At 35.3% G+C, this 16,013-nt stretch carries 12 protein-coding genes; 2 read left to right on the plus strand and 10 right to left on the minus strand.

The genetic code is table 11. The features are described 5' to 3' along the window. Positions 1-542 precede the first annotated feature (542 nt). Positions 543-2,453 carry a polysaccharide biosynthesis protein gene (locus LV83_RS09045; protein ID WP_111611222.1) on the minus strand — a complete coding sequence of 637 codons (1,911 nt, stop codon included), beginning with the start codon at positions 2,451-2,453 and terminating at the stop codon, positions 543-545. A gap of 666 nt (positions 2,454-3,119) precedes the next feature. On the opposite strand from LV83_RS09045, the gene LV83_RS09060 reads away from it, so the two are divergent. Continuing rightward, positions 3,120-3,374: a hypothetical protein gene (locus tag LV83_RS09060; protein ID WP_111611225.1), complete on the plus strand. Its 255-nt coding sequence runs from the start codon at positions 3,120-3,122 to the stop codon at positions 3,372-3,374. Positions 3,375-4,171: 797 nt separating this feature from the next. Here the strand turns inward: LV83_RS09060 and LV83_RS09065 are convergent. Then, a complete protein-coding gene (locus LV83_RS09065) occupies positions 4,172-4,831 on the minus strand; it encodes a sugar transferase (protein WP_317046667.1) in 660 nt (219 codons plus the stop codon). Beyond that, positions 4,832-5,971 carry an aminotransferase class I/II-fold pyridoxal phosphate-dependent enzyme gene (locus LV83_RS09070; protein ID WP_111611226.1) on the minus strand — a complete coding sequence of 380 codons (1,140 nt, stop codon included), beginning with the start codon at positions 5,969-5,971 and terminating at the stop codon, positions 4,832-4,834. It lies immediately after the preceding gene. A gap of 670 nt (positions 5,972-6,641) precedes the next feature. Between LV83_RS09070 and LV83_RS09075 the strand changes: the two genes are divergently transcribed. After that, positions 6,642-7,343 carry a sugar transferase gene (locus LV83_RS09075; RefSeq protein WP_111611227.1) on the plus strand — a complete coding sequence of 234 codons (702 nt, stop codon included), beginning with the start codon at positions 6,642-6,644 and terminating at the stop codon, positions 7,341-7,343. Between the two features lie 278 nt (positions 7,344-7,621). Here the strand turns inward: LV83_RS09075 and LV83_RS09080 are convergent, their stop codons facing one another. The 7 genes from LV83_RS09080 to LV83_RS09110 form a co-directional block, all read right to left on the minus strand. Next, positions 7,622-8,779, minus strand: coding sequence for a glycosyltransferase family 4 protein (locus LV83_RS09080; RefSeq protein WP_111611228.1), 1,158 nt, complete (start codon positions 8,777-8,779; stop codon positions 7,622-7,624). Positions 8,780-9,088: 309 nt separating this feature from the next. Further along, complete coding sequence (locus tag LV83_RS09085; protein WP_111611229.1) at positions 9,089-10,759, minus strand: capsule assembly Wzi family protein; 1,671 nt, start codon at positions 10,757-10,759, stop codon at positions 9,089-9,091. Beyond that, a complete protein-coding gene (locus LV83_RS09090) occupies positions 10,756-11,511 on the minus strand; it encodes a glycosyltransferase family 2 protein (RefSeq protein WP_111611230.1) in 756 nt (251 codons plus the stop codon). Before LV83_RS09090 ends, LV83_RS09085 begins: the two co-directional genes overlap by 4 nt. Positions 11,512-11,671: 160 nt before the next feature. Continuing rightward, positions 11,672-12,631 carry an NAD-dependent epimerase/dehydratase family protein gene (locus LV83_RS09095; RefSeq protein ID WP_211320469.1) on the minus strand — a complete coding sequence of 320 codons (960 nt, stop codon included), beginning with the start codon at positions 12,629-12,631 and terminating at the stop codon, positions 11,672-11,674. A 26-nt stretch (positions 12,632-12,657) separates the two neighbouring features. Beyond that, a complete protein-coding gene (locus LV83_RS09100) occupies positions 12,658-13,692 on the minus strand; it encodes a glycosyltransferase family 4 protein (protein ID WP_111611232.1) in 1,035 nt (344 codons plus the stop codon). After that, positions 13,655-14,878: a hypothetical protein gene (locus tag LV83_RS21515; RefSeq protein ID WP_111611233.1), complete on the minus strand. Its 1,224-nt coding sequence runs from the start codon at positions 14,876-14,878 to the stop codon at positions 13,655-13,657. Before LV83_RS21515 ends, LV83_RS09100 begins: the two co-directional genes overlap by 38 nt. 34 nt (positions 14,879-14,912) lie before the next feature. Beyond that, complete coding sequence (locus tag LV83_RS09110; protein WP_111611234.1) at positions 14,913-16,007, minus strand: glycosyltransferase; 1,095 nt, start codon at positions 16,005-16,007, stop codon at positions 14,913-14,915. Positions 16,008-16,013: the final 6 nt, after the last annotated feature.

Below are 16,013 nucleotides of genomic sequence, written 5' to 3' on the forward strand. Positions count from 1 at the left end.
GTGTGTCTAGTGTTCAGTATTCAGTATTCAGTCCCAGTCGCAGTCACGGTCACAGTCGTAGTAAGAGGTAGCAGGTTGTTAAAGTGACTTGTATGAAATGCTGGTGAGACAGGAATATTGGCGAAGTGTGTCTAATGTTCAGTATTCAGTATTCAGTATTCAGTCACAGTCGCAGTCAGGGTCACAGTCGTAGTCAGAGGTAGCAGGTTGTTAAAGTGAATTGTAGGAAATGTTAGTGAGCACGAACATTGGCGAAGTGTGTATAGTGTTCAGTATTCAGTCGCAGTCACAGTCACAGTCACGGTCACGGTCACGGTCACAGTCGTAGTCAGAGGTAGCAGGTTGTTAGAGTGAATTGTATGAAATGTTGGTGAGACAGGAATATTGGCAAATGATGAATGGAATACTGACTGCTTTAAAAAGGTAAAGTAAAGGTAAACCCAAACTATCATGCCTTTATCATGCGGGTATATACGGGGTATCTAGGGAGTATCTAGCGGGGAAATGGTAAGTATCAGCTAAGGATTTACTTTATATAGGTGCTAATTCAATCGGTCAAGAACCTCGAATCTTGATGAATTAGAAATAAATTCAGGTACAATAACTTTCAGATGTGAGACCAATTCATTCTCAGAATTTTTACTCACCAGTTCCATGAAAAGCTCAATCTGTCCATCTATTTTATGATAAGAAGAAGGAAGTACCTGGGCGATTTTAATCTTAGGATGGTGTGTAATCTTAACTGTTTCAAAATCATTAAGCAATTCTTCATAAAGCTTCTCCCCTTCTCTAAGTCCGGAGAAAACCACCTTAATATCCGAATCAACTTTTTTACCTGACAGCTGAATCATCTTTTTTGCCAGATCAAGGATTTTAATAGGTTCACCCATATCAAAAACAAAAATCTCTCCCCCTTCACCCATTATTCCTGCTTCCAATACCAATTGACAGGCTTCTGGAATGGTCATGAAGTATCTGGTAATTTCAGGATGGGTCACTGTTATAGGCCCACCATGCATGATCTGCTTTTTAAACAATGGTATTACTGATCCATTTGAACCCAATACATTTCCAAAGCGAGTGGTAATAAACTTCGTGTGGTAGCTCTTATGATTTCTTTCCAAGTATTCGTTAAGTGCTTGCACGTACATTTCAGCCGCTCTTTTACTTGCGCCCATTACATTCGTAGGGTTAACCGCCTTATCAGTAGAAACAAAAACGAACTTGTCAACCTTAGCTAGAACAGAGATATCTGCAAGTATTTTAGTTCCTAGTACATTGGATTGTATTGCTTCCTCAGGATAGTTTTCCATCATAGGAACATGCTTGTACGCCGCTGCATGAAATACAACCTGTGGTTTAAAAGCTCTAAAAACTTCCTTTACTTTCTTCTTATTCCGTACATCCCCAAGCACAATCTTTATTGGGCAATGGCCGTAATTCTCTTTGAACTCCTGCTCTACATCATACAAGGCTGATTCTGCTATATCTAATAAAATAAGCAGTTTAGGCTCATAATGACATATTTGTCGACAAAGCTCAGAGCCTATAGACCCCGCAGCTCCGGTAACCAATATTACCTTTCCTTGCAGATCTTCATGAATCCTAGGATTATCCAAGATTATTTGCTCCCGACTGAGCAAATCCTCGATTTTCACTTCCCGAATCGCTCCAGCAGTCAAGCCTCCATTGATCCACTGATCTACTGGAGGCACAATGGATACAGATATTTTCAGGCGAAGGCATTCATCAATCACTTCATTCTTCCTCTTCACAGAAAGATCTCTCACGGCAATAATCAACTCTGTAATGCCAAATTGATTAACCAGTTTTTCAAGATCGCCTAGGCCCTTATAAATTCGTTTACCATCTATATTTTTACCCTCTTTTTTAGGATCATCATCTAAAAAAGCAACCGTATTGAAGAGGATTTTACTATCTCTCTTTATCGCTTCCTGAGCAATGATTCCTGCTTCTCCAGCGCCGAAAATTATACCGTTCTTAAGTTCCTTAACCAAAATCCCATTCTTCAGGTAAACGAATAGTTCCTTAACCAACAGTCTGTAAAATATGAGCATGAAAAGCGAAGAAAGACTCGCTATAATCAATACAGAAGTAGGAAGTAAGAACCTGTCATTCAGGAAATTCCCGTGAAAAAAATTCAAGAATAGAAATAGGATGAAATTAATCAGGACGGTTTTAAATATGTTTGATCCATCTCTGAAGCCAGTGTGGCGCACTATACCCTCGTAACTACGAGTATTTTGCATTACCAACAAACCACCAACCATAAAAGTAAAACTACCTGCCACAGCATCGTACTGTTCAATCAATGCCAGCTCAAAATTGAATCGGACTAGATAACCGAACAAAGCGCAATAAAATAGGATAAAAGAATCAAGGGTGGCAATGATCCATCGAGGAAGGATTTTCAACCGCGTCAAAAAATTCATAGTATAAATTTATTCAAATAGCCAAGTTATAAAATCGCTTACACTAAAAACAGATTAATGTACAAAATAAGCACTTTTTGAGCTTATCCCTACAAAATTTTTAAATTATTTCAACAATATATTGCACTATTCACAATATATTCTAGGAAATGTGGCTATACGGAATCGTGCCAGTAGCCAAATATTCTATGACAAGCAAGATCCGAAGGATTGAGATGAGGAACCCCTGGCGGGTGACAAATTTTATAGCGCCGGGTTTTAACCCGGTGCTTAAGGATATATTCGTGCCCCAGCGCTGGCCCACGATCGTCATTGGGAGAAGGAAAATAATGCCCCGCCACGGCGGGCAGGCAAAAGATGGAAACGTAAAGATGATAGAAGACCGATGTTGAATGACCGATTTTGGATGTCCGGTTTTGGTTCAGAGCCTAGCATTGTTTTTAATAATGAATGATGAGTGATGAAGTTGGGGCAGTCAGAAAACTGCAGTGATGTGGATCCAAGTATGAACTTGGACCAGATTGGACAGCATATTTTCCCTTTCTTTTTGAAGGCAAAAAGAAACAAAAACCTTTGTCAAAATAATGCTTCCCCGCGCAAGGCCGGACGCTGGCCCGCTATTTTGACCTCCTCCCCGCCGTACAAAAAGACGTTTGTAAATAAAAATTGATTAGTAGATCGGATAAAAGCAGTTTGGAGACTGCAGTATCCAAAGCACAGGTCAGGAGACCTGCGCTAAATGAGCTAGCTAAGCTGAGCAATGCCGTAGGCATGGCAGATTTTATAGCACCGGGTTTTAACCCGGTGCTTAAGGATATATTCGTGCCCCAGCGCTGGCCTATTTTCGCCTATCGGAGACGGGATGCGGTGCCAGCAAGATGGAAACGGATAGTTGGGTGGAATATAAAATGGAGGAATTGAGAAGTTAAAATTGTCCGGTGACCGATGTTGGAGGTTTGGAAGCATGGGAGTTGGAGGCAGTCGGGAGACTGTATTAAGGCGGATCCAAGTAGGAACTTGGACCAGATTGGACAGTATATTTTCCCTTTCTTTTTGAAGGCAAAAAGAAACAAAAACCTTTGTCAAAATAATGCTTCCCCGCGCAAGGCCGGACGCTAGCCCGCTATTTTGACCTCCTCCCCGCCGTACAAAAAGACGATTGTAAATAAATATTGAATAGTAAATCGGATAAAAGCAGTCTGGAGACTGCAGTATCCAAAGCACAGGTCAGGAGACCTTGCGGTAAATGCGCTATATGGGTAGCTATTTATTTCTCTGGCACATTTGGTTTTGCCCAAAATAACCCCGCCAAGTCGGGCAGGCAAAAGGTCAAGACCCAGCATCCCCGATAGCTATCGGGACTCCTTCCACACAAGGCCGAACGCTGGCTCGCTGCTGCGTCGTCCCACCGCGCCCTTCCAATTAATGTGTGTGCTAAACCGAAAAATTTAAGAAAATTAATCATCATTTGACGATATCTAATACCCAAATCCTGTTATTTTCTTTTTTTTATGTTCGAAGAATATTTAAGACTCAGGCTGACACCCTCAGTCCCATTTGAAACAATCTCCAACTTAGAAAACTAACGGTCACCGAGCGACGGTTGGTGAGCTTGCCGAACCAAGTCGAGGTGAACAGTAATTAAATTTGGTTACTGGCGAGAAAGCGGATACTTGTAAACAGAATTTTTGGTTGTAAAAACCAAATATGTAAAGTTCTTATTGCTTGAAATACATTTTCTCAACAGCTCCTTTTTGCTGGAAGGAGTTCTTTTTTCTGCCTTCAAATCTACCCATTGAAACATGACCTTGCTGTGTAACTCCCTTGCCAAGTAGTACATTTCCAAGTGTTTGGAACAAAATCCTTAGGTCTAAAAAAAAGGATAGGTTGTCAACATACCAAACATCAAATCTGAATTTGCTATCCCAGGAAATTGCATTTCTACCATTCACCTGAGCCCAACCTGTGACTCCTGGCCTAACTTCATGCCTTCTGGCTTGTTTGGCAGAGTAAAGCTGTAAATAATCATTCAAAAGTGGCCTAGGGCCTACCAGACTCATATCTCCTTTAAGTACATTGATTAATTGAGGAATCTCATCCAGCGATGTTTTTCTGATCAATTTCCCAAAACTTGTGATCCGTTCCGAATCAGCCAATAAATCCCCAGATTCATTAACTAAGTCAGACATAGTCTTAAATTTCAATATTTGAAAGGGCACATTATCCTTTCCTGGCCTTGATTGCGAGAAGAAGGGAGAACCTCGGTGGTGAATACTTAAAGTAATAAATAGAATTAAAAATATAGGTAAAAGAATGGCAAACATTAAAAAAGCCAGGATAATATCTATTGATCTCTTTAACCAATTTCTATAAATCACTTATTTGAATGTTTTACTGAGTTCTGTGTGTATCACCTCAACAATCAATTCTTGATGTTGAAGCGTCAAATCTACTGAGCTTGGAAGACATAAGCCATTTTCAAACAACTTTTCAGACATACTTCCCCCATAATAAGGTGTCATATTAAATACTGGTTGGGTATGAAGTGGCTTCCACAAAAACCTACTTTCAATGCCCTTTTTCATTAAGGAATCCTTTAACTGCTCATTAGAGAAGCCAGTCTTTTCCTTGTCGACCAGAATTGCAGTAAGCCAATAGTTAGAATAGGAATCATCAGATTCTGTTTGGAACTCAATACCAGGAAAATTCTTGAGCATTTTCCTGTACCTCTGATTGATTAGCCTCCGACTTTTAATGAAAGAATCCAACTGTTCGAGTTGAGCTAAACCCACTGCAGCAGAAAGGTTATTCATTTTATAATTATAGCCAATTTCCAGGTGATGGTAAAAAGGCAGGTCTTCCCTAGCCTGAGTGGATAAGAGCTTAGCCCGTTGGATTAAATTCGTATCATTGGAAATCAATGCTCCTCCCCCACCAGCTGACATTATTTTATTCCCATTGAAGGAGTAAACGCCTACTTGTCCAAATGTTCCACATGCTTTACCTTGAAATTTACTGCCTATTGCTTCGGCAGCATCCTCCAAAACTGGTATATCATATTTTTGAGCAATCTCTAGTATCTCAGAGATTTTAGCTGGCATTCCAAAAAGATGAACTATGACAATTGCTTTTGGTTTTTTGCCTTTAGAGATTCTACTTAGAATGGTGTCTTCTAGAATTTCTGGACAAATATTCCAGGTATCTTTTTCACTATCTACAAAAATCGGGCTTGCCCCAAGGTAGACTACCGGATTTGCTGAAGCACAAAAAGTAAAAGACTGACAGATCACTTCATCACCAGGACCTATACCCAAAAGCACCATACCCAAGTGCAAGGCTGAGGTGCCAGAATTCAAAACTACAGACTCATGCGTCTTAAGTCTTTTGGAAAGCTTACTTTCGAATCTAGTGATGAATTGACCGAAAGTGGCTATATGACCAGAACTTAAGGCCTGTTGAGTATACAAATTTTCATTACCATTGAGTACAGGAAATGAAAGCGGGATATGAAAAGCCATGCAAGGTTGTAGCTAAAACTGTCAAAATATACTATACAAATATCAAACCACCATATCCTCAATGCTTTTGCAGTTGGCATGAAAGGCCCAAAACACATCCCTAACCCCATTTTCAAGCTAGCTTATTTTTTTTGAATGAATTACCTGTGGTGTTCTTGACAATAAATTTTTACTCCCATTACCTAATCATAAAGCTTTAATTTCTAGGGATTTATAAAACGCTGTATTTTCCGAATAATAAGTAGTAAATGGATCCCGTACTATTTAGTCAATTAACAAAATCAAGGAAAACTGTCGAAAGATATTTTTTTATAAAAAAAGCAAAAAAAATACTTCAAAAAACATATTTACGTATTTGAAGTAATTTTTTGAAAGAATAAGCATGATTTCAATGCTTGCTTATCTAAGGTCAAAAGTTGAAAAGGTGGGTTAATATTTTGAATTGGGCCTGCTCAACTAATACCCTATTCTTATTTCATCTGAAAGTATGAAAGATCAATTATCCTTGCCCCCTCATGAGTAAAATCAATCTACGTATTACAATTAACTTTTACTTTCTTAAGTAAATATTAGCAAGCTAATTTTCGACTTTCAACAAAAAATCAAGATCTTTGGCATAGCCTATGATTTATGAAAAAACCATTTTTTGAGGCAAAGCAAATTATATCAAATGAGAAACTATCCACCAAAAAGGATTGGCGATTTCGAATTTAAAATTGATTCCCAAGAAAGACTTCAGGAGGGGGAAGAAACCTTAATTTCAAAAGAAGCAAACTGGCTAAATCTATCTATCAAGCGTTTTATTGATCTTCTTTTTGCCTTACTTTTTATGTTGACGATAGGCTGGTGGTTATTTCCAATTGTAGCCATCCTGATTAAGTTGGATTCTTCTGGGCCTGTTTTTTTCAAACAAGAAAGAGAGGGTATTTATAACTCAATCTTTAATTGTTACAAGTTTCGCTCTATGGTTGTAAATGAGCAGGCAAACATGAAGATGACGAGAAAAGGTGATCCTAGAGTGACGCAGATAGGTAAATTCCTCAGAAAAACCAGTATCGATGAGCTTCCTCAGGTATTAAATATAATCTATGGTAATATGTCATGGGTAGGTCCTAGACCGCATATTGTTGTACAAAACGATGCACATGCCTTAGAAATTGAAGGTTATAGGAATAGGCATTTGGTAAAGCCAGGAGTAACTGGTTTGGCACAGGCAAGAGGCTATAGGGGGGAAACAAATCAGTCTAATTCCATTTATTTCAGGTACAGGTTGGACATGTACTATATAAAAAATTGGTCTGTTTTATTGGATCTTAAGATTATCTGGATGACAGCTAAAAGCTTTATACTGGGTGATGAAAATGCTTTTTGAGAGGAGGTCGAGTCGAAGGGAATCCAATTCATTGAGTACTTAAAAATTTCAATAGTCACTGAGCAAATCCGATTTTTCAAGGGATAGTTAAGGTTGTCTTTCATAAGGAAAAGTGGCAATAATGGTAGAGGTAAATTCATACTAAGTTGCATTTGGCCTTTACTCGCAGAAAATTGGATAGAAAATATTAGCCCGATATTACAAAAAAAAGTCTCCCAAAATTAGGAGACTTTCTATAAAAAAACTTTTAAGTCTGTGGTATTAATAACTAGGTTTAGTCAATTCAGATTAACGTTAGAATCTTTGAATTCGATTTTATCAAGCTTGATTTTGGATTTATGAGGTGATTTTATTGGTCTTATTTCCAGCACTCTAGGCTGCATGGCTACTTTCTTTTTGATATAGTGAACAGTTACTTTATCAAGCCTATAGCCTAAAATAATGGAAACCCCAACGATAACCGGCAAAACCAAATTATCTGAGAAATCCCTCATAAAAAAAACAAGCACAATAATAACAAGTTGAAGCCCTCCTAGCAATAGAGCAACTTGATTGTGTTTTAGCCCTATTCGCATTAAGAAATGATGCACATGGGATTTATCTGGACTCATAGGTCTCTTACCTTGAGAAATCCTTCTAATAAAAACCCTCCCCATATCATAAAGCGGAAACATCATCAGCGCGACGCCTGCAGCGAATGTAGACTCAAACTTGAGAAATGCACCTTTGGGCAGGCCTTCATTGATTCCCATGAAACCAATTATTAAAGTCCCTAGAGTAAAGCCCAATGTTAATGAGCCAGTATCTCCCATGAAAAGCTTAGCAGGATGCCAATTAAAAGCAAGAAAAGCCAAAACACCACCTAAGAAGGTAAATGAGATTAATGCATAACTTTCCACTCCCTGTATAAGAAACCATCCTCCTAAGCAGCTTAAGGAAATAGCGGCAATAGAACCCGCAAGTCCGTCTAATCCATCAATTAGGTTAAAGCCATTGGTAAGTGCTAGCAATACAAATCCAGAAAACAGATAGCTAACTGTTTCATTGAATTCTCCTATTCCCAAAAAACCGTGAAATCCTTTTATTCTAACATCCGCAACCACTACCACTAATAAAACAGCTACTAATTGTCCCAATAATTTTCTGGAGGCCCTTAATTCTACTAGATCATCTCTCAAGCCTACAATAAACATGAGAAGTATAGCCCCTAACAGGTATCTGATATCAGGCAAGGGAAATTGCCAACCCCAGATGGCCATGGTAACTGTACTTGCTACCATAAACGAGATACCTCCCATTGAAGGAACAAATGCAGTGTGAATTTTCCTACCTCCGGGATGGTCCCCAATCTTGAATTTCTTTAAGAAGGAAATAAGTATTGGTGTAATCAAAAAACCAACCGAAAAGGCTGTAAGAGTGGCATATAAAAAAAACATGTTTAGTGGTTTAGAATTTCAACAAATTTAAGAAGCTTAAAAACAAATGCCTTGCCATTAACAAAAAAATAATTTTGAGCCCTATTCCTAGTAAAATCTGCAATTCTCATTCTGGTATGCAAACAGATTAAATAGTATTTCAAACTACAAATTATTGGATTTTGAAAAAGTATTAATATTTAATTAAATACTGTTTTCAAGTTTTCAAAACAGTATTTATAAATCCATTTTTCATCAAATTGTTTATAAAAAGGGCATTTTTTTCCACAATTGCACACACTTTCAAATGATTGAAAATTAAGTTACTACTCAATCCTTTCCTTTATTCCAAAAATAAATCAAGCTAGTCTGTGCCAAGAAAGAAGTCATGTTCTCCCCTACCGGAAAGTCGGGCGTACTTGCTGGGTCGAGCTGCCATTGGTAGTTGCGGGCATGGATAATCTGCAATTTGGAGCTAAGCAATAAATTGCCCCACTTCTTATCAAATAGGAAGCCTATTGAGAGGTCTATCCAGGGTTTGCGATCCGATTGTTGGCCAAATGCCCGGTAATAAAAGTCTTGCTGATTAGCGAGTCGTTCTACGAGAATTCCCATTTTGTCCATCTTCTCTACTATTGAAAATTCCAAAGTTTGGACATTAGATCCCATCCCAATTCCAACGCCCAAGGGAATTCCATCATTCACGAATCCGCGAGCGACACCATGTGTATGCCAAGAATACTCGCCTCCCAATCCAGCATATCTAAGGTATCGGTTTACTGATTCTTGCTGATGAGTAATTTCTCCCCTGACTTGCAAAAAACGATTCTCACTTGACAGGGGGACTATTTTTATAAAACCCAATAGAAAGGCACGTGCATGCTCAGGAGAAATGATAAAATCTCTCCAATTAAATGCATGGTCTCTCCTACCATATTCCCCATAAAGCTCACCTTTGTACTTTTTGGAAACAATGCGAAAGAAAACTGTAGCACTTTGGTCTCTACCCAATGCATCAAACTCCACAGAAGTCCCATTTTCATCAAACAAAGATTCTTTTTGGAAAGGATCAAAGATTGGGAAATAACTCCCAAAATCATTTTGCATCATAGTGCTGTACTGCTGAAAAGTACGTGACAATCCTACTGATATTCCACTAAGCCACTTTGGGCTGTAGGAGATAGTCATTGCATTCAGATATCTCCAATCATCCTTCAATGGTTTGAAAAACCGATCATTTAATGTTTGATTCTGTAATGGAGCAATTCCTGAATTAACGAGCTTTCCTACAATAATTTGCCCTTCGAAACTACCCATAAATGTTTTTGCAGGCTTTGTTGTATTAAAAGTCAAATGAGGAAATCCTCTTGCATTATTTGAAAAAGTAAGTGAGTTAAACTGCCCAGGTCCCCACCAGATATTCTGTGTGGCTCCTCCTATTTCAAAGGCTCCAAATTGAAAAGTGATTTTGGATTGACCCAACCAGGCTTTCCCAAAGGTTTTGGTGCCAAATCGCTCAGGATGATCTCCAACATTCAAGGTATGGAAGCGATCAAAGATGGCCTTATCAGGAAGATTCACTCCAAACCCTTGGAATGCATTATTGGAAGCCCATAGCAACTCAGGCTGGAATTGAATGCTGATAAACTTATACTTTAAATTAAAACCAGTGGAAACATATTGCTGAACACCCACATTCGGAATCATCCCATAGCCTCCTCCTCCATAAGGCCTTGCAGTATTAAATCTAACGGTACTGATTAGGGGTATAAGAGAATAACTAATTTCCTGATTCAGGATTTTATAAACCTCTTGATGACCGTAATCTTGAAATAAGCCTGAGTTTTGAATGGGACGGAGATTAAAAGAAACAGTACAAGAATCAGACATCAACTGATTAATTCTAGCTCTTTCCTCCAAAACAGGCAATCCCGCCGGTATGACCTGTGCGGGAAGAAGATGAACCAAAAACAGAAATAGAATGACGAATAAACTTCTCAAAACAACCTAGGGATAAATTCAAATAATTTCTTGAAATATCGGGAATACAACCAGAAATAATTGGTTTTAAGTCCATTTTCTCTGCAAGCTCTGAGATCCTCTTGATTAATAATCCAATTACTCTTCCAAGATTTAGTACTAAGCCCACCAGTTCGCATTTTCATTAAATCTATGGGAAGATAATAATAGCTAAGTTTGTGTTTAAAAAGAAAACGTACTAATAATTCAAAGTCGGCTGCAATTTTATAATCAGTCTTATACAAACCATACTTTTCAAAATTCTTTCGATAAGTAAAGAATGTAGGATGGGCAGGCATTATACCGTTTTTGAATTTTGAAAGCGCAAATCTTTTGGAACTATAGTAGCGAACGGTTTTATGGAGATTTGAAGGATCTACAAATTCTACATCTGCATAAACGCAGTCCATTTTTGAAGATTGAAATGCTTCAACAATCATAGAAATAGCATCTGGGCGATGGTAAAAATCATCTGAATTAATAATTCCGACTATATCGCCAGAGGCCATTTTCAAACCCTTATTCATTGCATCGTACAAGCCCCTATCTGGCTCAGATATCCACTTGCTTATACAATGATTATTATTTTTTATGATTGAAATAGTTTCATCCTTAGAATTAGCATCCACAACGATGTATTCTATATCTGGGTAATCCTGCAGCCACACGCTATTTATAGTATCCTGTAAGGTAGCGTCAGAATTATATGTGACTGTGATTAAACTAACTTTCAAATTGTACTAAATTTAAATATATTAAGAAAATATGTAATTAGGATGATAATTAACTATTAAAATTTAAGTTTATAACATTAGATAAAATTCAATAAATATCAGATTTAAGAAATTGCTTCCAAATTTATGCTCTTTTAAAAAAAATTATATCTTTAGTAAGTTAATTTGTGCTTATCCAGTCGAGAGTTTTTGCTATTCCTTCTTTTCGGGAAACGGGGAGATTAGGAGCAACTTTTTGGGTTGACTTCATGTCAATAATATTATCAGTCGTCATGTTTTTAAGTCTAAAAGATGTCATGGGGAATGAAATACCAAACCCCTTAAGAAAATCTCCAGTTTTAGCCAAAAATGTCAGTACAGAAAAAGGCAGTTTGTGTACCTTATTCCCCAATGCATCTCCTACTTCATTAGCCCAATCCTCAAGACTATATGGATTATAATCTCCTAGGTAAAATAGCTTCTTATCAATATCATCCTTTTCGGCGAAAAGAATAGTGTTGATCTGATATACTACATTGTCGACAAAACCATAGGTTTTCGTGCAACTACGATCACCAATATGAAAATATTTTTTTTCAATCAATAAATCAAAAAAATTGCGGTAAGGTTCACCAAACCAAGGACCCCAAATAGAAGTAGGTCTTAATATAGCCCACTCATATGATAGTGAGGCATTTCGAACCAAGGTCTCAGTAAATACTTTACTCTCACCATAAATCGTCGAAGGATTATAATCACATTCATGTTTAGGCTGATAACCTAATTTACACACAAGCATTGATGACGTAAAAAGTACTTTTTGAATGTTTTGACATTCCTCACATGCTTGAAGGAGATTGGAAACCCCTATTGTGTTTGAATCATAATCTTTAATAGTGGTTCCACTAAGGTCGGTTCTTGCGGCCAAGTGAACCACATGGCTAGGATTAAAGTCTTTGAATACTTTATTCAGTTCCGTCTCATTTCGAATATCTAGTTTCTTCCAAAACGGTTTATGCCCTTCTATCTTAGGCTCAAACAGATCGATATTAATCACTTCGAAATCATTTTGTCTGGAGAGATAATATTCCATAAGGTTTGTACCAATAAAGCCGCTTCCGCCAGTAATTATTAATTTCATCAAATTCTCGAATAAATTTAAATATATTAAAGAATGCTTTTAAACAAATTAAAATATTTATCACCCATAATATCATTAGTATAATTATTACAGTATTTAAAAAAAATATTATCCGACAATGAATCTTTTCTCTCATACGCCGACTTTATTGCCAAAGTAAGATCTAACTTATCATCTAAATCAAAAAAAACAACTTCCTCATTAGAAAAAAATTCATTAAATATCGGAATATTCGAACAAACTGTCGGTTTTTTATATTGTGCAGATTCTAGAAGGGCTAAGGGGAAACCCTCAGAATATGATGTCATCATGTAAATATCAACAAAAGAAAGGAATCTATGTGCTTCTGGTTGATGCCCAAAAAACAAACACCTATCACTCACATTTCTTTGTGTTGCCAGTAATTCCAAATTAGTTCGTTCTGGACCATCTCCAATGATAATCAAAAAAAACTGTGATAAATCAGGCAAAACATCTATTATTTGATGAACCCCCTTTATGCGAGATAAATTAGCAAGAACTCCTAAACAAATTAATCCTTTTTCTTTATTATTTTTAATTGATAAATCTACAGAAGAACTACAATTTATATCAACAGTTCTTCCATTATGTATAACACCTAATCTCTTAAAATTATAATTATTCTCCAATTCCCGTTTAGCATAGTTAGATAGACATACAACATAATCATGAGACTTTAAAAATTGAATCCAAAAAAATGTAAAAAAATAAGCTATAAAATTATTATAATAATCTTTTAAAACTTTCTTAATATCGTTATGCAAAGTGGAAATGCAATAAGTATTAATTCTTTTACGATGAAGCCAAATGTAAAAATTTGGACGTAACATATGAGAATGAATTATATCGTAAGAATTAAAATCTATTTTCTCATATATACTAATTCTATATGTGTTGCAAGGAAAGACTAAATCAACATATTCATCAAAATAAAACACATCCACAATGCATTTTTTATTAATAAAATATTTGATAATATTCTTTGCAACCTGAATTGGTGCTTTATCTTTTAAGGACGGGAGTATTACGGCAATTTTCATAACAAAGATCTAAATAAAATACTACTAAGAAAAAAGTTGAATAGTACATAGCATTAGGAAGTAATAATAGCTGAAAGAACAATAAAATGAAAAGTACTTTAATTTTTAAAAACTTACTTCTTTTCCATATTACAAATAATAAATATACAGGCCATATAACATAAATACCATATTCGACAAACATAAATATAATAGAGTTGTGAGGATAGTGCCGAGCCTTAATATCAGTTTTCCACTTAGATTCAAAATAGATAGCTCCAGGAGGAATAATAAAATTTCTTCCAGAGGCTGCTACTAATCCAGATTTTAGGGATTCCATTCTTTCATTTGAGCTTGCTTCTGCTCGAGTTTTACCCAAATCATCGAAAAACCTATTGAACAAGGTTTCAGAGTTATCTTGAATGTTAGTTTCAAATTCTATTTGATTGGACAGTACTGCAGACATTAAGAAAAACACAATAAAAAGAGCTGTAAATAAATGTTTATTAATTAATAGACTTTTGAAATCAAAATTATCTAAAATCAAATCTACAAGAATAATAATTAACAATATGAGACCCATCCTTGAACCAGATTGATTTATTAAATAAGCAGTAAACAAAAAATATACCCACTTAAAAACTTTCTCTCTACTAGTCCTTATATAAATAAATAAATATGTTGCAAGAGCACCAGCAAAGGAGTTGGCATCAATATAAGTACCAGCAAAACGAACATTTGTTAAATTTTCTGTAGAATCGTTCATTATTAACTGAGAAAATAGATTGTTATTATAATACTCAAAAAGCGAAATACCAATTATAACAACTAATATAGATACTAGCCATTTGATAATTGAATCAAATAACAACACAATATTATGTTGATATAAACCATATGTCCAAACAAAAAATGATGTGTACCATATTACTCTTATAAGATTGTTAAAATTAGGACTATAGTTAGAATACAAAAACGTTAAAAAAAAGAATATTAAAGACATGATAATAAAACTAATAGCCAATTTAAAGAATAAAAAATTATAGATTTTTGAGGAAAATCTACTAAAAGAAAATAAAAGTGTAACTAGTACCAAGGATACCAAAACAACATCTTTTGACAATCCAATCAAAGGAGAAAAATAATATAAATTACCTAGTATAAATAGCCCGATCAGAAAATTAATAATTAATTCTATTTGTTTCATATTTTTTCAAGAAGCCATTACACTTTTAATAAGATTAAATATTAAAAATATTAGAATAATGTATTTTTACGATTGATGACCAACTATAATTATTATTAATATATTCTCTATTTGACTGTCCCATTTTTTCTAATTCTAAGTCACTCTTGTTCAACATCTCTATCAAGCTGGATTTTAGCGATAACTGAGTATTACTAACTATTACACTATATCGATTATAATCTAAAAAACCTGATAATGATTCTATGGTACAAACTATTGGTAAACTAGAGGCCATAGCCTGAAGAATTTTATTCTTCATTCCACTGCCGCTCAATAATGGTGAAAAATAAATTTTAGATTGAGCCAAATAAATTTCAACCTTATCTACTTCACCAGTTACTACAATATTTAATTTAAAATTATTTGCATATTTTTTCATTAAAGAACTTGGATTTCTACCGACAAAGCAAACCTTAATATACGGAAATAGTTTTTTAATATCTTCAAAAATTTCTATTAGAAAAAATTCTGCAGCTTCCTTATTTGGGAAAAAATTAAAATTTCCACTAAAGACCAAATCAAATTTTTTAGTGGTACTACCAAAACTCCGTGACAAATTATAACCAATAGGAATTTGAATTCCCCTTCCATTTGTTCTTCCCTTAGTATATTCAACATCTAAATCACTTACAAAAATTATATTTTTAAATTTTCTATAAAGAAATGATTCTTCAATGATAAATTTAAAAAATAATAATTTAGAAAATACATCTTTTCTTTTACTTCGATAAAAGGCTTGAGAATCAGCTGCATATAGTATTTTATTATCACTACCAATAACGTTTTGATAATAACCTGAATTAAAATCACAAAATAATACAGGAGTACTATTTTCATATTTATTAATAAGAAAAGGAAAAATTGGAAATAAATATTTACTATATCCAATTTCAAAAATAAGTTCATCAACGTGTTTTTCAAATTCATTTTCTTCCCAATTCCCCATTTGCTTACCAAAAAAAATATAACGGATATGAACTGAATATTGATCTTTTAAAGATTGAATGATATGAAAAATGTTCTCTGTAAAACCATCTTTATCTGGTGGAAATGGGATACGAGTTGAAACAAAAGTTAATTTAGTCATATGATT

It is taken from the genome of Algoriphagus yeomjeoni (assembly GCF_003259505.1).
Lineage (GTDB): Bacteria > Bacteroidota > Bacteroidia > Cytophagales > Cyclobacteriaceae > Algoriphagus > Algoriphagus yeomjeoni.